Genomic DNA, 18,212 nt, shown 5'->3' with positions numbered 1-18,212 from the left:
CCATGTTAATCGTGCTCGGACTGGGATTGGTGGTTGGCGTCATCCTCGCGCTCACCGGGGCCGGCGGCGGCATCCTGGCGGTGCCGCTGCTGGTGTTCGGCATCCAGATGGGCGTAGCCCAGGCCGGCCCGATCGGCCTGCTGGCAGTCGGCATGGCCGCCGCGCTCGGCGCAGTGCTCGGGCTGCGCGAGGGCATCGTGCGCTACCGCGCCGCCATGCTGATCGCCGCGGCCGGCATGCTGCTCTCGCCGCTCGGATTATGGCTGGCGCACCGGCTCGACAACCGCTGGCTCAGCATCCTGTTCGCCATGATCCTGCTGCTGGTGGCCTTTCGCACATTCCGCCAGGCGACGCGCCCACCGGTTGCCGCCCCCGCAAATGTCCATTCCCTGCTTCCCTGCAAGCGCGATGGCGCAACCGGCCGCTTCATCTGGACCAGCAGCTGTGCGCGCGCGCTCGCGCTGTCGGGCACCGTCACCGGCCTGCTTTCGGGCCTGCTTGGTGTTGGCGGCGGCTTCGTCATGGTGCCGGCGCTGCAGCGCTACACCGATCTGGCGATGCGCTCGATTGTTGCCACCTCGCTGGCAGTGATCGCCCTGGTCTCAGTGACCGGTGTCGTCACCAGCGCTGCCACCGGCGGCATGGTCTGGAGCGTCGCCATCCCGTTTTCCGCCGGCGCCCTTGCCGGCATGCTGGGCGGCCGGATGGTGTCGGCGCGCCTGGCCGGCCCCCATCTCCAGATCGGCTTCGCCGTTGTGTCGGCCGCGGTTGCGATCGGCATGATCGTCAAGTCGGCATTGTGACCCCCCTTAACCTCGCCTCTTTGGAGATCCGCGATATGAACGTCAATCCTATTCAATTGTTCGACGTCGAATCGTCGACCTTTACCTATATTCTGGTGGCCGACGATGACAGGTCGGCGGTGATCATCGATCCGGTCGAGCGCCATTGGGAGCGCGACTTGGCGCACCTTGCACGGCTCGACCTGAAGCTCGCCTACGTGCTCGAGACGCACGCGCACGCCGACCACGTCACCTCGGCGGGCAAGCTGCGCGAGGTCACCGGCGCCCAGGCTGCTGTTCCATCCGGCTGCGGCATTGCGCCAGCCGAGCTGCAGCTGAAAGACGGCGACGTCATCCGCTTCGGCCCACATGACCGAATCGATGTGCTGCACACACCCGGCCACACCGCAGGCAGCGTCAGCTATATCTGGCGCGGCAACGTGTTCACCGGAGACACCTTGCTGATCGACGGCTGCGGGCGCACGGACTTTCAAAGCGGCAGCTCGGCGGCGCTGTACGACAGCGTCGTCGGCAAGCTGTTCGCGCTGCCCGATACGACGCGCATGTGGCCCGGTCACGACTACAAAGGCCAGTCGGTGTCGACGATCGGATGGGAGAAGCGGCACAACGCCCGCCTTGCCAATCGCAGCAAGGGAGATTTTGGCGCGCTGATGGCGGCGCTGAACCTGCCGAAGCCGAAGCTGATTGACATCGCCGTACCCGCGAACCAGAACCTGGGACTGCCGCATGGCGCATGATAATTACTTCAGCGATCCGGCGCAAACCTGGGACGCGCGCTTCGGCGGCCCGGATTTTTTGTTTGGCACCGCGCCGAATGCTTATCTGGCGAGCCAGGGCGCGCTGATGACAGCGGGCCAGACTGCGTTGGCCGTCGCTGATGGCGAAGGCAGGAACAGCGTCTGGCTGGCGCAGCAGGGCCTGCTGGTCGACGCCTTCGATATTTCCGCGGTGGGGGTGGCGAAGGCGGACGAACTGGCACGCCGCGCTGGCGTCAGCGTCAACCTGCACGCGTCTGATTGCGACTCCTGGGACTGGCAACCTAACGCCTATGATCTCGTCGTCGCAATCTTCGTGCAGTTCGCAGGAACCGAGATGCGGCGCCGCCTGTTTGCCGGCATGGTCGCCACGCTCAAGCCGGGCGGCTACCTGATCGTCCAGGGCTACACGCCGAAGCAGCTCGACTACAAGACCGGCGGCCCTGGCCTCCTCGAACACCTGTACACCGGCGCCATGATGCGCGAAGCGTTTGCAGCGCTGGAGATCGTCGAACTGCGCGAATACGACCGTGTGCTTGCCGAAGGCACGCAGCATGTCGGCCCCTCCGCCCTGCTGGGCATAGTGGCGCGCAAGCCGGCCGCCTGACAGAAGGCTACGGTTTGATGTAGGCGTAGCCTTCCTGCGACTGCAGCCGGCTCACTTCGGCGACCCCGGACGGCACGATCGTCGCTTCGGGGATCACGCGCTTGCGGTCGATCTTGCGGATCTCCAGGGTGTTATTGCAGACCCGGAACTGGACATTGCGATTGACGAGCTCCTGCACCACGGCGTCATACGGGTTGCCGTTCTTGTCCTTCGCGCCGTCGAGCAGGAAGTCAATCCCGGGGCCATGGGTGACCACCACGATCTTCGCTTTCGGACTGGCGTTCAGGTGATTGCGAATATTGTTCAGGGCGGCCATCGGGTTGCTGCCGTCATTGATGTGATAGACGACCTTCTCTTCCCTGTCCGCCGCACCGGCGACAGAGAGCGAAGCGAATGCAAGGACCAATACGGCAAAAAGAGTACGAACGATTTTCATGGCAGCTCCGTGTGATTGACGTGGTGGGGTACTACTTGGCAAGCAGGCTCTCGCGCTCCATGAGCAGGTAGGTCTGGTAGGCATTGATCCGATTGGCCTGGGCGAAGGCCGGATAAGCAGCAAACGATTTCCAGTCGGTCTTTTGATAAGCTTCCTCGAACGGCACCATGTCGGCCACCGCATCGCCCATCGCCCGGCGCAGGAACAGCAGGTAAGACCGGGTCAGCTGCAGGTCCTTGAGCGGCGCGCGCGACATCTCGCCGTGACCGGGCACCACGACTGCTGGCGAGATCTTCAACATCTCCTCGAGGGCGGCCAGCCAGACCTTGCTGTCCGCTTCGCCGACGAACGGAATCCTGCCGGTAAAGAACAGGTCACCGGCGAACAGCATCTTGTCCTCGTCGACCGCGAGCATGATGTCTTCCGGCGAATGCGCGCCCGACATGTCGATCACGCGGAAATGCACGCCGCCGAGCGTGAACGGAATCGCCTTGCTCGCATCGAAATGCAGCCAACGGTCGGCTGTCACCAGCCGCGTCTTCTCGTTGACCCATGGCGCGAGATCGGCCTTGCGTTGCGCCAGACGCGATGGCGCGATGTCCGACGCGAGATACAGGCGGCCGTTTTCATGCGCCCATATTTCCGCTCCGGCCGCCTTGAACGCCTGCAGACCGTAGAAATGATCTGCATGATAATGGCTGACGATGACACGCCGGATCGGCTGCGCCGTGATTGCGCGGATCGCGCTCACCATCGCTTCGCCGAGCGCCGGCGTGCCGAGCGCGTCGAATACCACGACGCCGTCCGGCGTGACGACAAAGCCCGCATTCGACATGAAGCCCTGGTTGGCCGCATCGGCCATGCCGGTATGGCCGTGGAAGTAGTACACGTGCGGCGAAATCTTCACCGGCGTCAGTGCCATCGGCTGCAGCGGCGCCGCACCGGCGCCAAATGCCGGCACCGCCACGGCAAGGGCAAAAATCCAACGACGGCAGCACCGCGTCGCGGCCCCTGAAAGTGTGATGAATTCGTTTTTCACGCAGGCTCTTTTCCGAAGGTCAGGGTTGGGGATCGGTGGAGCGCGCCGTAGCGGCACCCGCCAGTTTGGCGCGCGCCTCGTCGAGGGCCCGGTCCAGGTAGGCGCCGTACATGCCGGCGACGTCGCCGCCGAGCAGCGGCGCGGCGAGCAGCTTGCCGTCGCGGTCGAGCATGACGACGGACGGCGCGACCGCTAGGCCATAGCGCGCCGCCAGCAAGCTGCCGCTGGTTCGCTCGCCATGGAACCCGGCCAGCGTCGCCGGCGAGGTCAACTCCAGTTCGCGCACGACGAGGCGGTCCGCCGCGCGCGGCGCACGCGTCAGCGGCGCCAGGTAATTGCGGCGCACAACGGCGCAATACTGGCACTCCGGCAGCGAAAAAAATACGACCAAAGGGCTGCCGCGCGTGGCGGCGAGTGCACCGTCAGCACGCAGGTCGAGCGGCGCCGCCAGCGCCGCGCCGTCACCCGCTTCGGCACTGCCGGCGAATGCGCCGCAGATCGCCAACGCGGCCAGCAGCCGTACCGCATGGCTGGCGGGGCGACGCCGATTCGACGGCGGGCAGGATCTCATCGCGCTGGTCACGTCACAATTTTGGAATGGTCATGCGCTCTTTATCGAGCTTGTAGCTCCAAGGCAGGTCGGCGTTTTTCCAGCCATTCACCACGCGCTGGCCCTGCTTTGGCCCGCTGGTGGCGACATCGCCTTCGAAGCCGTCGACCACGCTGAACACTCTCGAATAGCCCAACTGGGTCAACAGCGTGGCGGCGCGGGCGCTGCGGTCGCCCGAGCGGCACATGACGATGACCACATCGCCTTTGCCGAGGCCCTTGGCCGCCATCCGCCGCGCCAACTCGGGGCCGAAGTCGCTGTTCACCTCGAGCTTGAAGCGGCCGGCCTTGTCGTCCCACGGCGCATCGTCCGGATGCTCGACGTACGGGATATTGGCATCGGCAACCGTCGGCATGCCGACGTAGGACACTTCGTAGCGCGTGCGCACGTCGACGAAAAACGCCTTTGCGCCCAGCTTCTGCTTGAGGGCATACGCTTCGCGCGCGTCAAGGTAGCGGCCGGCCGTGGTCTGCTTGCTGGCCGGGACGGCTGCCGCCTCGACTGCTTGCGCCTGAGTGTGCGCGGCGGCCAGCGTAGCGCAGGCCGAGGCGATGAGGATCCAGTTCTTGACGCGCATGTGCTTCCTTGCCGAGTTAATTGAAATGGTGTTCACGCCAGCATCCCCGCATTGCCCTGCATGCCGATCAGGCGCGGCGTATTCAGCGTGCGCGGCGTCACCGTCTTGTGTGCCTTGAGCCACTGCGCCACGACGTCCCACACCGGTTCGCCCTGTGCGCCCTCCGCTACCGGCGCCCAGCCCGCCACCTTGTAGGTCTTGCCGGCCTCGATCAGCTTGCCGTTGAGGCGCATGTCGCTGATGCGCGCGCCCATCGCGGCATTCGGTTCGATGGCATAGGTCATGCCGCCGACGCGCACCATGTCGCCGCCCTGCTGGTAATACGGGTCCTTGTTGAACAGGTTGTCGGCGACGTCTTCCATTACTGTCTTGATCGTGCTGCCTGTCATGTCGGTCAGAGTGCTGTAGGAATAGGTCGTCGCGGTCTGGTCCATCAGGTGTTCCATCAGGATCGGGCTGTTCGGTAACAGCGACGTGCCCCAGCGGAAGCCCGGCGAGAACGCCATGTCGGCGCCTTTGACGTCCATCAGCGCATCGATGATCAACTGGTCGAAGGTGCCGTTGAAATTGCCGCGGCGATACAGCGTGCCTTCGGTCATTGCCAGCTTCTCGCCAAGTCTCGCCTCGTAGGGCGCCCTGACCTTGTCGATCAACGCCGCCATGTCGCGGTCGGCCGGCAGGAAGTTCGAAAACACCGGCAGCAGGCGATACTGGAACGCCCTGACATTGCCTTCGCGCACGTCGAAGTCAAGCACGCCGAGGAACTTGCTGTTGCTGCCAGCGTTGGTCACTAGCGTCTTGCCGCCGCCATTGCTGACGACCACCGGCACCGGCACGCCATCGTGAGTATGGCCGCCCATGATGGCGTCGATGCCGCGCACACGCGAGGCCATTTTCAAGTCGACGTCCATGCCGTTGTGCGACAGCACGACGACCACCTTGGCGCCCTTCGCACGCGCCTCGTCGACCATCTTCTGCATGTGCTCTTCCTGGATGCCGAAGCTCCATTCGGGCGTCATGTAGCGCGGGTTGGCAATCGGCGTGTAAGGAAAGGCCTGGCCGATGATCGCCACCGGCACGCCGTTCATCTGCTTGATGACGTACGGCGCAAACACCTGGTCGCCGAAATCGGTGGTCTTGACGTTTTGCGCCACGAAATCGACCTTGCCCTTGAAGTCCTTGCCGACGATTTCCTGCACCCGTTTGTCGCCCAAGGTCATTTCCCAGTGCGCCGTCATGACGTCGACGCCTAGCAGCAGGCAGGCGTCGACCATGTCCTGGCCTTTGGTCCACAGCGCGGTGCCGGAGCCTTGCCAGGTGTCGCCGCCGTCAAGCAGCAGTGCGCCGGGCCGGCCGGCGCGCATCCGCTTGACCAGCGTTGCGAGGTGGGCGAAGCCACCTACCTTGCCGTACGTTTGCGCGGCCTGTTCGAAATTAAGCGCCGTGAAAGCGTGCGCCTGCGGCGTATTCGGCTTCAGGCCAACTTGCTTGAGCAATTGTTCGCCGACCAGGTGCGGAATGCGCCCGGACGCCGCGCCGACGCCCAGGTTCATGCTCGGCTCGCGGAAATACACCGGCTTCAACTGCGCATGGCAGTCAGTGAAATGGAGGAAGTGGACATTGCCGAAGCGCGGCAGGTCATACAGGTTGCCCGCGGTCGCCGTTCCGGCCAGAGCCGCCTTCGAGTTGATCAGCATACCGCCTGCAGCAGCGATGCCCAGCAGTTGCGCAAATTCGCGCCGATTCATTCCCATCGTTCTTCCTTACAGTGATGGCGGGCGCGGCATGTCGCCCGCATTGCGGGAAACGCGCCGGCGCGCCTCGGTTACTTGTTGACTGGCGAGGCCGGGTCGAGCAGCAGCGCCATCACATCCTTGATCTGCGCCTCCGTCAGCACGCCGTTGTGGCCAAAGCGCGGCATGTTGGAACAGGCTGTATAGGCCTGCGCGTTGTAGATCTTGCCCCAGGTGTACTTGACGATCTCGTCGCTGCTGCCGCGCACCTTGCCATACTGGTACAGGCTAGGACCGATGTTGCCAAACGAGATTTCCTGCTTGGTGATCTGGTGGCATGCGTAGCAGTTGCCGCCGTTCGCCGCGCCAAGCGCGTCGGACGACTGCATGCCGCGGCCGTTCTGCGCCACCTTCTCGCCTTCCTGCCACTTGCCGAGGTACTTGCCGTCGGCCGGCAGCTTGATCGTTTTCAGCTGCGCCGCCTCGATCCTCGCGTTCACCTCGCTGGTACGCTCTTTCGGGAATTCGCTGCACAGCTTTTGCGCGTCATCCTGCACGGCAACGCGTTCGAGCGTGGCCGGCCCCTTCGAACGGAAATCCTGTTTGATCAGGTCGAGGGCAACATGGCCGTAATCGGTGTCGGCCAGCACGCTGGCGCAGCCTGCAACGGCCAGCGTCGCCACGGCGACGGCCACTATCTTTCGCATCGGAGTCATCGCTTATCCTTATCGTTTCAGGGCTGGGCCGGCGTAGACGCCGCCTTCGGCATTTTTTGCCAGGAACATGGTCATCGCGGTGATCGCCTCGGAGGCGTACACCGGCTCGGGGAAGCGCTGTTGGCGGAAGCAGTCGTTGAGCCGGTGCTGCATCGTGCGCACCTCCCCTTGCGAGACGCGGTACGCCGGCCAGGTGGTGTAGGCAGCCTGCGCGTTGGCCTTGTTGAGGATGTTCGGCAGCTCCTGCAGCCGGATGCGCTGGCCATCGGCCGAGTGGCATGTCGCGCAGGCGAAATCGTGCGAACCGCCGCGGTAGAAGAACATCTGCTTGCCGGCCTCGTAGGCGCGTTTTTCCAGCGGATGGGCGGTCGACACGGCCATCTTCATGCCGCGCGACTCGGACGTGATGTACGCCACCAACGGCTCGATGGTCGATTGCTTGGCGGTCGAACCGAACGGCGTCTTGACGGCTTCCTCGTGGCTCAGCCCCTGCAGCGTCATGCGGCAGTAGACCAGGCGCTGTTCCAAGTCCATCACCTTTCCGGTGTCCTTGAAGAAACGTGGCAATTCAACATACGTGCCCTTGACGATGCCGGCGCCCTTGCCGAGATCGCACTGTTCGAGCGACACCTTCTTCGGCCCGGCCTTCGCCTTCCACAATTCCTCGCCGCGCATCTCCCACAATTCGGCAGGATTGCCGTCTGCCAGCATCTGCCGGTATTTGGCGATTTCGTCCGTTGCGGAAGTCTGCGCCATTGCCGGCGCCAGCGCGCATAGCAGCGTTGCACAAACCGCGCCGAAGCGTTTCTTGGTCATGTCGTCTCCTTGGTTCGTCGTCATGCGGTCTGCGCCGCATTGGGGGGGTGAAACCGGGTACTGCGAAGTCAGCTCACTGTGCCTTCATCGGTGCGCGTGTCGCCGGCGGTGTCGACCCACGTGACGGTCACTTTGTCGCCTGCTGCGCCGCCCTTGAATTTGAATGACAGGAACGGGTCCTTCGACACCGACGGCCCGAAATTGGCGTCGAACACGACCTTGTCCTTGTGCTTGGCGACGAGAGTCTTGATGTAATGCGCGGGAATGACGGCGCCGGCCGCATCCTTGCGCTGGCCGGTCTCCATATCGTGCCGCATCAGAATCTTCACTTCCACCATGTCGCCAGCGATGCTGGCGCGGATACGCATTGGGTTACCCATCTCATTGTCCTTGTCTGTGTATGAAGGTTGGCTGTCGGGGCGCCGGCCTAGCCGCCGCAGCCGCCCAGCGTCACTTTGATTTCCTTGGAGGCGACCAGCCACTTGCCGTTCGCCCGCGCCAGTGCGTGCACGTTCGATGTCGCCCCCATCTTGACGCGCGTCGTCACCGCCGCCTCGGTGCCGGCCGGGATGTTGAAGCTGGCCGACATCGCGCTCGGGTTCTTGTCGACCAGGATCGCCATGAAATCGGTGCCGAGTGCCTTGCTGCTGATCGACACCGGCACGACTGCGCCGTTCTCGGCGATGTCCGGGCCGGTGATGGACACTTCCGGGCTGACTTCGAACTTGTCGCCGCCCAAAGCCTTGACCGCATCGGCCAGGCTCTTCGCATCAAACACCTTCTGGCTCCACTCCGCAGCGAAGACATCCTTTGGACTAAGTACGCCTGCCGCGAACGCGGCGCCGAGAACTGCTGTGATGCGCATTACATCGCGCCGACTCTGAATCATTGCTACCTCCATTGATTGATTGAACGCTGCCTGTGACGACCCGCCTGCGGTTACTTGACCTGCGCCATGTACTTCGAGAGGCGGTCCTTGTTCATGACGAAGCCCTTCGAAATGGTATCGGCCTGCTTCTGCGCGTCCGCCAGGTTGACTGGCTTGCCGACCTGGATCACGCCCGCCATCCCCATGACCTTGTGCGGATCGCACGCATAAATGTAGACGCCCTCCTTGTTGAGCGTGACGCTCACTTCCTCATCCGGTTTGCCCTTCCATGCAGTGGCGCCGGCCGGCACAACCATGGCAGCGCTGTTGTGGGCCGCATCGACCTTGATGAACTTGACGGTATCGCCCTTCGCAACGCGCAGGAAGCCCGGCTCGAACACCATCGAACCATCGACGCCCGTGTTGACCATTTTTACATGATGCTCAGCCGCAAAGATGGTACCGCAGGCGATCGACATGGTCACTGCAAACAAAACTTTCTTCATTACTTCTCCATTAAAAACACACTAATTACTTCGCCCCGGCGAGAATCCATTGCACCAGCGCCTTGACGTCATCGTCCTTGACATGGCCCTGCGGCGGCATCGGGATCGGCCCCCACGCGCCGCTACTGCCGTTTTTCACCTTCTCGAACAACTTGCCCGCGGCGGTCGGGTCGGCGCGGTACTTGTCGCCCACCTGCACGAAGCTCGGGCCCATGACTTTCGTTGACACGGCGTGGCAAGCAATACAGGCGTTCTGCTGCATCAACGCAAGGCCGGCGCTGGCCTTTGCAGGCGCCGCTGCGGGCGCGGCGATCGTGGCGGCGCCAACTCGGGCAGCTGTCGCCGGCTTGCTCGTATCAACGCCGCGCACGGCGCCGAACGTGCGGTTCTGCAGCGCCAGGTTGCCGTGCGCGTTGCGCGACGCCTCCGGCAGCGACGAACGGATCTTCTCGTCAACCGGGCAATTCTTCATGCAGGCGACGCTTGCCACATCACCCTTGCCGCGCACGTCCCACATGCCGTGCCTGGTCGACATGCCGTTGCGGTTCGGCATGCGCTGCTGCGCCTGCGAGATCGTTTTTTCTGACAACACGAAGTCGTCGGGCAGGATTTCGCCCATATTCAGGATGTAGGCAGTCACCGCATACACTTCGTCAGTGGTCAACGACTTCGGCGCCGTCCACGGCATTGCGCGGTTGATGTAGTCCCACAGGGTCGACACCGTGGCCACCTTCATCAGCGTCGTCTTCTGCGGCTGCTTGCCGTTGGTGAGCGAGGCGACACGGCCGGTCTTGACGTCATCGGGACCGGTGCCGCCGACGATCGGCGTGAACACCTCGTTCGACTCGCCGAAGGTGCCGTGGCAAGAGGCGCACTTGCCTTCCCATACCTTCATGCCGGCCGACACGCTGCCGGAGCCTTTCGGCAGCCCCTTGAAGTCGGGCCGCACGTCGATATCCCAGGCAGCGACCTCCTTCGTTGTCGCCGTGCGTCCCAAGTTGGTCAGCGGCGCGGCGGCCTGCACGGCCGGCGCCAGCAGGGCGAGCGCGGTCGCAATGGCGTTAATAGACCTGGACATTGGATACCTCCCCCGATGGAGCAACCTGCCAGGATTGGATCGCGTTGTTGTGGTAGATCGAGCGCGTGCCCCGCACCGCACGCAGCTCATTGATTTTCGGCTGCACGTAGCCGGTGTCGTCGATGGCCCGCGATTGCAGTACCGCCGACTTGCCGTCCCATTCCCAGTCGATGTTGAAGCGGGTCAGGCATTTCGTCAGCACCGGCGTTTCGAGGCGCGCCGTGCGCCAGTTCTTGCCGCCGTCGACCGACACGTCGACGCGCTTGATCTTGCCGCGGCCGGACCACGCCAGTCCGGTGATGTTGTAGAATCCGGTATCGAGCAGCGATTGGCCGGCCGACGGGCTGGTGATCACCGACTTGCATTCCTGGATCGAGGTGTACTGGCGGAAGGTACCGTCGGGCATGGCGTCCATGTAGTGGATCGCCTCGTCCTTGGTGGCATACGGCTGGTCGCCCACTTCGATCCGGCGCAGCCACTTGACCCAGGAGACGCCCTGCACGCCCGGCACCACCAGGCGCAGCGGATAGCCGTTCTCCGGGCGCAGCATTTCGCCGTTCATGCCCCAGGCGACCAGCACGTCGTCGAGCGCGCGGTCGATCGGGATCGTGCGCGTCATTGACGAGCCGTCAGCCCCCTCTGCCAGCACAACCTTGGCGTTGCGCTTGTCGAAACCACAGTCGTCGAGCAAGACCGACAGCGGCACGCCGGTATATTCGCTGCAACTGAGCATGCCGTGCGAATACTGTACCGATGGCACCGCCACATTGCCCCACTCCATCGCCGTGTTCGCGCCGCATTCGATGAAGTGCATGCGCGACACCGATGGCATGCGCATCAGGTCGTCCATTGTGTAAACCTTTTGATGCTTGACCATGCCATTGATCATCAGGCGGTGTTTGCTCGGATCGATGTCATGCCAGCCCTGGTGATGGCGCTCGAAATGCAGGCCGGACGGGGTGATGATGCCAAACAGCCCCTGCAGTGGCGTGAACGCCACCGACGCCGCCGATACGCGCGTCAGGCCGGGCGACTCGCGCCGCAGCAGGTTGGTTTCGAACGACGATGGCACGCCGTAGGGATTCGACGCTACCGGCTTGCCGAGCGTGCGCGAGTGCTCGGGCAGCACCAGGATGTTGGGGTCGCCGTCGGCGCCGATGGCGGCGGCGCTCTGCGCCAGCGCGCTGCCGGCCGCCAGCGAGGCGCTGGCAGCGAGAAAGCTCTTGCGCAGGAAGCCGCGGCGGTTCTCGTCGAGCGGACCACGGTTGATCTCGTCGATCAGTTCCGGTTGCAGGAAATTTTCGGGGGCGCGCAGGATGCGACCGTATTTTCGAATCAAATTTGCCATCTGACGTCGTCTCACTCTTCCAGAAATGTTGGTGCCAATTACTACATGAGCATATGACTATGCATGCATATGATGCGCGGACGCCGTGTGCGGCGGCCTTGCTTTATTCTTCTCTTACGACGAAGGCCTCCACTGGCGCCTGCCTCAGGCGCCCGGTCTGCTGGATCACCTTGTCGACCATCTGGGCGCACACGACGCGGCACAGCTGGATCGCATTCTGGTCTTCGATGCGGTAGTAGACCTGGGCGCCGTCTTTCCGTCGTTGCAGGATTTTGGCCTGATACAGCATGTTCAACTGGCGCGACACATTCGCCTGGTTGGCCTCGATTTCCTTGACGATCGCGCCGACCGGCTGCTCGCCTTCGCACAAGGCGTAAAGAATCTTCAAGCGCGTCGGCTCCGACAGCAGGAAGAAATAGTGCGAAACTTCCTCGAACACTTCTTTCATCTGTTCGCGGTTGAGGTCATCGTTCATCGTTAGTGCCAAGCAATCATATGAGCATATACGCATATAACCAAATGCACGCGCGAGAAGCAAGCGATTTCGATGTTGCAGCGCGACATGAGAAGCGCCCCACCCGCCTCAATGTCTGCATTAGAATTCGCCGCTGGCGCCGCGATCGAGCATCTTGAGCAGCGTACCGCGCACCCTCAACATCGCATCGCTTAACGGCGGCGGCATCTGACGTCCCATCTTGATCAGCATGTCCATGTTCATCGTGTAGATCCACAGTCCGTCGGCTTGCTCGACAACCGTGATGCGGCACGGCAGGAACGCTGACATCGCCGGACTGAAGTCGACCATCAGCCGCGCCGTCGCCGGATCGCAATACGAATAGACTTTCAGGAAGCGCTCCGGCTTGCCGGAACGGGTCGCCAATTCATTGGAAACGAACAGTTCCCCCACCGGGCGCACGTTGTCCTCCACGGCGACGCCGGCAAACGCCTCTTCGATTTCGGCGACCGTCACGCCGGCCTTCACCTTGCGCGACCAGGACGCGGCCGCCGCGACGTCGCCGCCGGAATCGACCCAGCGCGACACCATCTGGTTCGCTTCCGCGCCGGCGCCGGCCTGGGTATGCGCGACAACGTCCAAGGTGCGGCAACCAGACAGGCCGAACATCAGGAGCACTGTCAGCCAAGGGAGGGAACGAGGGAAGCAGCGCATGAATTTATCGAGAAGCGGAAATGGTGGAATAGAAAGTGAGTCGCTGGCCGAGAATAGCTGAGTTCGGCTCCCGGTGCAATCCAGCTACTGTCACGCCACCAGCTCGCGCGATCGAATTCAGCTCGCAGGTGTCACACCCGCCGCCGGCAGCGGCGAGAGGGCAAACGTCCACATATCCGCGCAAGCAGTGAACCAGTTGGCGGCCGGCGCCGCAGTCCGCCGACTAGCGTGCGCACCAACAGTCCCACGCTGAGTGCTTGCATAAACATCGAAAACTAGAGTAAACCCCGCTCCGGAAACCGTGTGCTCGTTTGAAAGCCGGCGTCCGGTCCAACTAAACGATCAAAATCGCAGGCTCCTCGAAGTCCGAGCGCGGAGCACGTAAACCGGCGAGAGCCTATCCTGCATTACGGTGGCGGCTCTTCGTTTTGTATAAAATATATACAAGTCGGTTCGCATACAGTCACCCCGCCCTGCTCCGAGCTCCTCCACCGGAACCTCGATGCGAAATTCCGGCCACAGCTGAGGAGCTAGGGGTCAATATCATTTGACGTGCCACCGCGCCACGTTGGTCTGCATTACGCCGGCGACCTTCCGCGAATGTTCCGTGATAACCCGGTTCAGTGCCACCATCATCGGCGCCAAGTTGGGCCCGACGCCAGGAAGCCCGCTGTTCGCCGCTCGGGTTAGCTGATTGAGATTGCGACCGATCGCAAGCAGATTCAGATTCGAGCGCGCCAGAGCCTCAAGTTCTGCCTGACCAAGCTGAGGGTCCCCGTCGAGGCGCACATTGATGAGCGCAACGATCCAGCGGTTCAGCGAGAAACCGTCGCGCACGGCCAGCGCCTCCGCGCGCCGAAGTTCCGAGGTTGTCAGGCGTAGTTCCTTGCGGATCTTGGCACCTGATTCCCCAACGATTTCGGCGACCGTATGTTGGCCGGTTGTCTGGGTCGTCAGCTTTGCGACCACCTGGCGGAATGCTTGACTCGGGGTTACTCCATTGGCTCGGCAGTAATCAAGCCAAGGCTGCTTGTAGCTTTGCAAGTCGATGTTGATTCGATTGGGGCGAGATGAGGAGTTCACGATGGATTAGTGATGAGGTTGCCGAGTGACCGCTCATCGTATCGAACCGCGCATGGAGCACATTGACCGGCGACAGCCTATGCTGCTAGCCCATTAGACGCTCCGATTTCTTTAAAATTTAAAGTCAACATGCCTGAAGTCAATGCCAAACAAGTCCTCCACCGTCCACCGAAATTCGGGTCGCGGCGACCGCGCTGCAGCCACCAGAGGCACTACGCGCGTTGGCGGCACCAACATCTTGAAGAGAATCACATGAATCACCTTCGGCGACACCTCGCGTAGACATCGGCGCGTGAGGTGCAGCTTCGGGGTGCTGGCGATACCCAGCCTAACGGAAGGTTCGAGCTTTACGTTCTGTTCGCCGGCAACATGCGGCGCAACGTCCCGTCGTGACGAATCACATGGTGATACAGGGCCGCTACTGCGTGCAAACCGATCAGCCACAGCAATGCCCACATTGCCGTCGAGTGAATATCGCCCGCCTGATTCGCCCAGCCGGCGCCAGGCTGGGCAATTGCGGGCAACGTGATCATGCCAAACAGCGTGACCGGCAGCTTGTGCGACGACGCGGAGGCCCAGCCGAGGACAGGACCGACCAGCAGGATCAGATAAAACAAGTGGTGGATTGTCTTGGCAAGGAATTGCTCCACAGGCCGCGCATCCTTGGCTTCCAAGGGGACCGGGTGCCCCAGTCGGTGCACGAAGCGTACCGCCATCACGGCGAGAATCAGGATGCCGAAAGAGAAGTGCAAGTTGATGACGGTGCTCGGCGGTGTATTGCGGCCGATATGGGGCAGGAGGTACGCGGTCACAAACTGAATGGCTACTAGCAAGACAATGAGCCAATGCAGACGCTTCGCTGTCGCCGAGTAGACAGGTGCAAGGTTCGTCGAGGTCATTAGAGTGAGGCCGGCTTATTTTGCGCCGAACTTGGCGTAGTACTGCACCACGACTGGCAACCTGGCGATGCGCTCCATGTGGGCGTTCAGTGCAGGGGCTACTTTTTCAACCAGGTCAGTCGGCACATAGTCTAAGCGGCCGGAGTTGAGCCCACGCACGTCAACAAACACCTTCAGGTCAGCTACGGTGAGAAGGTTGTCTGCGAAGTATTCGCCGCCTTGCGCGATCAATCGACTTTGCAACCAGGCCAGGTACATCGGCATCGAGCCGTTAACCAAAGCCAGGCGCGCCGCTTTCTGCTCATTGCCGGTCATGCGAAACGATGGGCCCAATTTGACGTTGGCGTCTTCAACAACACACATGACCTCGTCGCACAGCAAGGCTTGGTAGGCGTCCTCAGGATACAGGCCCGCGAGTTTGCCGACGTAGCGAATGATGGAATCGGACTGCGTGACGACCGTACCATTCACTTGCAGAGTGGGAACCTGGCCGAATGGCGTCGCCTTGCGCACCTCGGCGAACTCGGGAAAGGAGAAACGGTGGTCTTCGAACTCGACGCCGCCAATGTGCATTGCCAGGCGTGCAGGCTCGGCACGGCCGCCGTGAAAGTCGAAATAGGTGAGTTTGAGTTGAGACATAATCTTTAGCTGAGGTGGTTAGAGGCAAAATACGTGCAAGAGCTGGATTGAAACGACAAGTGAATCCGTCCGCAATGATAGTACGTATTCCACACTACCGCCCTGTCCGCCAAAACCGGTCAGCGGTTTTCAAACCGCCATTCCGGCCGCCTTTGGCGACCGTTCACAAATGCCCCGGGTTTAGCAACTTCCAGCTCCACTGGATGCACGCACAGCTTATCGGTCGACGTAAGTTTCCGGATCGATATCGTGAGGGGTAACTCCGTTGATATTTTTCGCCTCAAATACGATGAACTGGAGCGCCAGCGCATCCCGGGCGGTCAATGTCAGGGTCCGGCGCGCATCGGCAAGTCCTTGTCGCTCCTCCTCACCCATATGCTCGCTATTGACCTTGTTGACCTCGTTGATCGCGTCGAACCAATCAAGGGCACCCACCTGATGCGCTGAGACCTTGGCGATCGCATCTCGAATTTCGTTGTGGTCGTGAATGGCGTCCTTGGTCTCGCTACGCGCGTCCGGCATGCCGCCTTCACCTTGCCCATGGCGCAACAGCGAAGGATAGAAGAAGAGTTCCTCCGCACGCGCATGCACTTCGAGCAGGCAACTCAGGCGCTGCCAGACCGCCGACAATTGCTCCGTCGATGCCTTGTCGATCTGCTCGAGCACCGAAAACAAGTAGCGCTGCTCCTGATGATCCTTGAGAATGACTTCCGTGATGTCCATGTTTCGCCTGTGCCCGTTAGAAAATTTTCATATCTCGCATCGAGCAAGCTCTGCAGCGAATCCGAGACGGAATTATGCCTGCGCTGCAGATACGAGGGCGCACGCACCCCGCCTGAGACACTCCCAGCATAAGGCCGGATGCTCTGGAGGAGCACCGTGACACGCAGGGGTGCGCCCTAACGGGCTTCCTCGCATTGGCTCGGCTCAAATCGCCCCTGCCGGCAGATCGACGGCTGGCCGATAGCCTGCAGAACCCAGCATCAAACTGCATCTCCTGGTGCTGGGGCCGCCACCTTCTCCACCATTGACATACTGTAGTCCGCCCAGGCCTGCATCAACAGCACTCGCTTACCGAGCAGGTCGCCACGTCGATATGCGGCTTCGACCTTGTTTGGCAAACTGTGGGCCAACGCGTGTTCACACACCTCGCGCGAGAACACATTGTCCTCCGCTTCCGAGCACCAGTCGCGGAACGTCGAACGAAAACCATGGACGGTGATATCGCCGCGACCCATGCGGCGCAGCACCGCGGTCAAGCTCATGTCCGACAATACCGTATCCCGCGTGCGGCCAGGGAACACAAAACCGTCTTCACGCGACAGACCCTGCAGAAGGGCTTTTGCAGCCGTCGACAAGGGAACCCTGTGTTCCTTACCGGCTTTCATACGCGCGCCCGGGACGGTCCACAGCTTCGCCTTCAAATCGATCTCCGACCAGGTGGCGCCGCGTACTTCGCCGGACCGGCAAGCGGTCAGAATCGCGAACTGCACGGCGCGCGCGGCGACTCCTTCGCGCTCGGCGAGTTGCGCCATGAACGTTGCCATCTCTCGCCAAGGCAAGGCTGGGAAATTCGTCACCGGCGCGATCTTGTTCGGGTTGGCCAATAAATTCTCCAGGTGACCGCGCCACCTGGCGGGATTGTCTCCCGTTCGGTATTTGCTTACTGTCGCCCAGTCCAGGATACATTCGATCCGGCCGCGCAACCGCACGGCTGGATCGGTCTTGATGTCCCAGATCGGCCGCAGGGCGCTGACCACCAGGTCGGTATCGACGTCGGCAACGGGAAGCTCCCCGAAAACCGGCGACGCGTAGTTCGCCAGCGAGGTTTCCCATTGCGCGGCGTGCTTGGCGCTCTTCCAGCTGCCGCGATGCGCCTTGATGTATTCCGCGGCGCATTGGTCGAAGGTCTTCGCCCGCGCCCTGCTTAGCGCGGTGGCGGTCCTGCTCGCGTTGCGGGCAACGATCGGATCCTTGCCTTCGGTCAGAAGCAGCCGGCATTCCCGCGCCCGCTCCCGCGCTATGCTGAGGCTGACTGCGCTGAGGCCACCCAACCCCATCTCGCGTCGCCGGCCAGCCAGGGTGAACCGAAGCACCCAGCTCTTCGAGCCTGAACCGGAGATCTGCAGCCACAACCCGTCGCCGTCGCCGTAGTAACCAGGCGAACTTAGCTTGCTAACGAGTATGGCGGAGAGTTTTCTGACTGTGTGCGCCATGAGACCCTACCCATGCTTTTACCCGTGCTTCATCGCTGGATTCTGGCGAACAGTATAGGACGTCGGCGGACGTCGTTTTTTGATTTTTCCCTATGAAGAAGCGAAAAAAAAGCTCCCGGTCGGGGAGCTTACTGATGTGCTGCTGGCGGAAGCGGTGAGATTCGAACTCACGAGAGGGCTTCCCCTCCGCCGGTTTTCAAGACCGGTGCCTTCAACCGCTCGGCCACGCTTCCGTATTTCTTTATAACAATCTTCAAGATAACAATTTTCCGCCACGGTTGCGGAGATGATACGCAAATTGCGGAGATCAGCCAC

The 18,212-nt window shown here is 62.1% G+C and carries 22 protein-coding genes and 1 tRNA gene; 3 read left to right on the top strand and 20 right to left on the bottom strand.

All coding sequences use genetic code 11. From position 1 onward, the window contains the following. Positions 1 to 2: 2 nt before the first annotated feature. Genes AC1D02_RS03945 through AC1D02_RS03935 form a run of 3 tightly spaced genes read left to right on the top strand, consistent with a single transcriptional unit; the run spans position 3 to position 2,165 of the window. Entirely contained in the window at positions 3 to 803 is an 801-nt protein-coding gene (locus AC1D02_RS03945) for a sulfite exporter TauE/SafE family protein (protein ID WP_477313880.1), read from the top strand. Between the two features lie 35 nt (positions 804 to 838). Further along, the gene (locus tag AC1D02_RS03940) at positions 839 to 1,540 is read left to right on the top strand and encodes an MBL fold metallo-hydrolase (RefSeq protein ID WP_477313878.1); all 702 of its coding nucleotides are present in this window, start codon (positions 839 to 841) and stop codon (positions 1,538 to 1,540) included. Then, positions 1,530 to 2,165: an SAM-dependent methyltransferase gene (locus AC1D02_RS03935; RefSeq protein ID WP_477313876.1), complete on the top strand. Its 636-nt coding sequence runs from the start codon at positions 1,530 to 1,532 to the stop codon at positions 2,163 to 2,165. Before AC1D02_RS03940 ends, AC1D02_RS03935 begins: the two co-directional genes overlap by 11 nt. A 7-nt stretch (positions 2,166 to 2,172) precedes the next feature. Here AC1D02_RS03935 and AC1D02_RS03930 read toward each other — a convergent pair whose 3' ends face one another. From AC1D02_RS03930 to AC1D02_RS03835, 20 genes are all read right to left on the bottom strand, one after another. Next, positions 2,173 to 2,601 (bottom strand): DsrE family protein, encoded by a 429-nt coding sequence (locus AC1D02_RS03930; RefSeq protein WP_477313874.1) that lies wholly within the window; start codon positions 2,599 to 2,601, stop codon positions 2,173 to 2,175. 31 nt (positions 2,602 to 2,632) lie between these two features. Continuing rightward, complete coding sequence (locus AC1D02_RS03925; protein ID WP_477313872.1) at positions 2,633 to 3,640, bottom strand: MBL fold metallo-hydrolase; 1,008 nt, start codon at positions 3,638 to 3,640, stop codon at positions 2,633 to 2,635. Positions 3,641 to 3,659: 19 nt separating this feature from the next. Beyond that, entirely contained in the window at positions 3,660 to 4,211 is a 552-nt protein-coding gene (locus tag AC1D02_RS03920; protein ID WP_477313870.1) for a thioredoxin family protein, read from the bottom strand. Positions 4,212 to 4,224: 13 nt separating this feature from the next. Further along, complete coding sequence (locus AC1D02_RS03915; protein WP_477313868.1) at positions 4,225 to 4,827, bottom strand: rhodanese-like domain-containing protein; 603 nt, start codon at positions 4,825 to 4,827, stop codon at positions 4,225 to 4,227. A 32-nt stretch (positions 4,828 to 4,859) separates the two neighbouring features. After that, positions 4,860 to 6,575 carry a thiosulfohydrolase SoxB gene (gene soxB, locus AC1D02_RS03910; RefSeq protein WP_477314011.1) on the bottom strand — a complete coding sequence of 572 codons (1,716 nt, stop codon included), beginning with the start codon at positions 6,573 to 6,575 and terminating at the stop codon, positions 4,860 to 4,862. Positions 6,576 to 6,652: 77 nt separating this feature from the next. Further along, positions 6,653 to 7,276, bottom strand: a complete 624-nt coding sequence (gene soxX / locus AC1D02_RS03905) for a sulfur oxidation c-type cytochrome SoxX (protein WP_477313866.1) — start codon at positions 7,274 to 7,276, stop codon at positions 6,653 to 6,655. A gap of 9 nt (positions 7,277 to 7,285) precedes the next feature. Continuing rightward, on the bottom strand, positions 7,286 to 8,092 hold the full coding sequence (gene soxA / locus AC1D02_RS03900) for a sulfur oxidation c-type cytochrome SoxA (protein ID WP_477313864.1): 807 nt from the start codon (positions 8,090 to 8,092) through the stop codon (positions 7,286 to 7,288). A 68-nt stretch (positions 8,093 to 8,160) separates the two neighbouring features. Continuing rightward, a complete protein-coding gene (gene soxZ, locus AC1D02_RS03895; RefSeq protein ID WP_477313862.1) occupies positions 8,161 to 8,472 on the bottom strand; it encodes a thiosulfate oxidation carrier complex protein SoxZ in 312 nt (103 codons plus the stop codon). A 47-nt stretch (positions 8,473 to 8,519) separates the two neighbouring features. Next, positions 8,520 to 8,981, bottom strand: a complete 462-nt coding sequence (gene soxY, locus AC1D02_RS03890; protein ID WP_477313860.1) for a thiosulfate oxidation carrier protein SoxY — start codon at positions 8,979 to 8,981, stop codon at positions 8,520 to 8,522. 50 nt (positions 8,982 to 9,031) lie between these two features. After that, positions 9,032 to 9,466 (bottom strand): pseudoazurin, encoded by a 435-nt coding sequence (locus AC1D02_RS03885; protein ID WP_477313858.1) that lies wholly within the window; start codon positions 9,464 to 9,466, stop codon positions 9,032 to 9,034. Positions 9,467 to 9,491: 25 nt separating this feature from the next. After that, complete coding sequence (locus tag AC1D02_RS03880) at positions 9,492 to 10,544, bottom strand: c-type cytochrome (protein ID WP_477313856.1); 1,053 nt, start codon at positions 10,542 to 10,544, stop codon at positions 9,492 to 9,494. Continuing rightward, positions 10,528 to 11,892 (bottom strand): sulfite dehydrogenase, encoded by a 1,365-nt coding sequence (soxC, locus tag AC1D02_RS03875; RefSeq protein ID WP_477313854.1) that lies wholly within the window; start codon positions 11,890 to 11,892, stop codon positions 10,528 to 10,530. The genes AC1D02_RS03880 and soxC overlap by 17 nt, the downstream gene beginning before the upstream one ends. A 103-nt stretch (positions 11,893 to 11,995) precedes the next feature. Next, a complete protein-coding gene (locus tag AC1D02_RS03870) occupies positions 11,996 to 12,367 on the bottom strand; it encodes an ArsR/SmtB family transcription factor (protein WP_477313852.1) in 372 nt (123 codons plus the stop codon). Positions 12,368 to 12,487: 120 nt separating this feature from the next. Continuing rightward, positions 12,488 to 13,015 (bottom strand): DUF302 domain-containing protein, encoded by a 528-nt coding sequence (locus tag AC1D02_RS03865; RefSeq protein WP_477313850.1) that lies wholly within the window; start codon positions 13,013 to 13,015, stop codon positions 12,488 to 12,490. 588 nt (positions 13,016 to 13,603) lie between these two features. Next, positions 13,604 to 14,143: a MobC domain-containing protein gene (locus AC1D02_RS03860; RefSeq protein ID WP_477313848.1), complete on the bottom strand. Its 540-nt coding sequence runs from the start codon at positions 14,141 to 14,143 to the stop codon at positions 13,604 to 13,606. Between the two features lie 347 nt (positions 14,144 to 14,490). Then, complete coding sequence (locus tag AC1D02_RS03855; protein WP_477313846.1) at positions 14,491 to 15,042, bottom strand: cytochrome b; 552 nt, start codon at positions 15,040 to 15,042, stop codon at positions 14,491 to 14,493. 15 nt (positions 15,043 to 15,057) lie between these two features. Beyond that, complete coding sequence (locus tag AC1D02_RS03850; RefSeq protein ID WP_477313844.1) at positions 15,058 to 15,681, bottom strand: glutathione S-transferase; 624 nt, start codon at positions 15,679 to 15,681, stop codon at positions 15,058 to 15,060. 216 nt (positions 15,682 to 15,897) lie between these two features. Continuing rightward, complete coding sequence (locus AC1D02_RS03845) at positions 15,898 to 16,404, bottom strand: hemerythrin domain-containing protein (RefSeq protein ID WP_477313842.1); 507 nt, start codon at positions 16,402 to 16,404, stop codon at positions 15,898 to 15,900. A gap of 260 nt (positions 16,405 to 16,664) precedes the next feature. Next, positions 16,665 to 17,897: a tyrosine-type recombinase/integrase gene (locus tag AC1D02_RS03840; RefSeq protein ID WP_477313840.1), complete on the bottom strand. Its 1,233-nt coding sequence runs from the start codon at positions 17,895 to 17,897 to the stop codon at positions 16,665 to 16,667. A 143-nt stretch (positions 17,898 to 18,040) separates the two neighbouring features. After that, positions 18,041 to 18,130 (bottom strand) — tRNA-Ser (locus tag AC1D02_RS03835). Positions 18,131 to 18,212: the final 82 nt, after the last annotated feature.

The sequence above is a fragment of the Massilia sp. P1_C10 genome, from assembly GCF_056406475.1.
The sequence above is the reverse complement of the archived record's forward strand: the minus strand, read 5'-3'. Positions and strand labels throughout refer to the sequence as shown.

What these genes read in the sequence shown, in the direction of transcription:
- soxA (WP_477313864.1), bottom strand. Translation starts at nt 8,092, where the DNA reads ATGACCAAGAAACGCTTCGGCGCGGTTTGTGCAACGCTGCTATGCGCG.
- AC1D02_RS03880 (WP_477313856.1), bottom strand. Translation starts at nt 10,544, where the DNA reads ATGTCCAGGTCTATTAACGCCATTGCGACCGCGCTCGCCCTGCTGGCG.
- AC1D02_RS03935 (WP_477313876.1), top strand. Translation starts at nt 1,530, where the DNA reads ATGGCGCATGATAATTACTTCAGCGATCCGGCGCAAACCTGGGACGCG.
- soxZ (WP_477313862.1), bottom strand. Translation starts at nt 8,472, where the DNA reads ATGGGTAACCCAATGCGTATCCGCGCCAGCATCGCTGGCGACATGGTG.
- AC1D02_RS03915 (WP_477313868.1), bottom strand. Translation starts at nt 4,827, where the DNA reads ATGCGCGTCAAGAACTGGATCCTCATCGCCTCGGCCTGCGCTACGCTG.
- AC1D02_RS03845 (WP_477313842.1), bottom strand. Translation starts at nt 16,404, where the DNA reads ATGGACATCACGGAAGTCATTCTCAAGGATCATCAGGAGCAGCGCTAC.
- AC1D02_RS03840 (WP_477313840.1), bottom strand. Translation starts at nt 17,897, where the DNA reads ATGGCGCACACAGTCAGAAAACTCTCCGCCATACTCGTTAGCAAGCTA.
- AC1D02_RS03865 (WP_477313850.1), bottom strand. Translation starts at nt 13,015, where the DNA reads ATGTTCGGCCTGTCTGGTTGCCGCACCTTGGACGTTGTCGCGCATACC.
- AC1D02_RS03855 (WP_477313846.1), bottom strand. Translation starts at nt 15,042, where the DNA reads ATGACCTCGACGAACCTTGCACCTGTCTACTCGGCGACAGCGAAGCGT.
- AC1D02_RS03920 (WP_477313870.1), bottom strand. Translation starts at nt 4,211, where the DNA reads ATGAGATCCTGCCCGCCGTCGAATCGGCGTCGCCCCGCCAGCCATGCG.
- AC1D02_RS03940 (WP_477313878.1), top strand. Translation starts at nt 839, where the DNA reads ATGAACGTCAATCCTATTCAATTGTTCGACGTCGAATCGTCGACCTTT.
- soxY (WP_477313860.1), bottom strand. Translation starts at nt 8,981, where the DNA reads ATGATTCAGAGTCGGCGCGATGTAATGCGCATCACAGCAGTTCTCGGC.
- AC1D02_RS03850 (WP_477313844.1), bottom strand. Translation starts at nt 15,681, where the DNA reads ATGTCTCAACTCAAACTCACCTATTTCGACTTTCACGGCGGCCGTGCC.
- soxX (WP_477313866.1), bottom strand. Translation starts at nt 7,276, where the DNA reads ATGACTCCGATGCGAAAGATAGTGGCCGTCGCCGTGGCGACGCTGGCC.
- AC1D02_RS03885 (WP_477313858.1), bottom strand. Translation starts at nt 9,466, where the DNA reads ATGAAGAAAGTTTTGTTTGCAGTGACCATGTCGATCGCCTGCGGTACC.
- AC1D02_RS03930 (WP_477313874.1), bottom strand. Translation starts at nt 2,601, where the DNA reads ATGAAAATCGTTCGTACTCTTTTTGCCGTATTGGTCCTTGCATTCGCT.
- AC1D02_RS03870 (WP_477313852.1), bottom strand. Translation starts at nt 12,367, where the DNA reads ATGAACGATGACCTCAACCGCGAACAGATGAAAGAAGTGTTCGAGGAA.
- AC1D02_RS03945 (WP_477313880.1), top strand. Translation starts at nt 3, where the DNA reads ATGTTAATCGTGCTCGGACTGGGATTGGTGGTTGGCGTCATCCTCGCG.
- soxC (WP_477313854.1), bottom strand. Translation starts at nt 11,892, where the DNA reads ATGGCAAATTTGATTCGAAAATACGGTCGCATCCTGCGCGCCCCCGAA.
- soxB (WP_477314011.1), bottom strand. Translation starts at nt 6,575, where the DNA reads ATGAATCGGCGCGAATTTGCGCAACTGCTGGGCATCGCTGCTGCAGGC.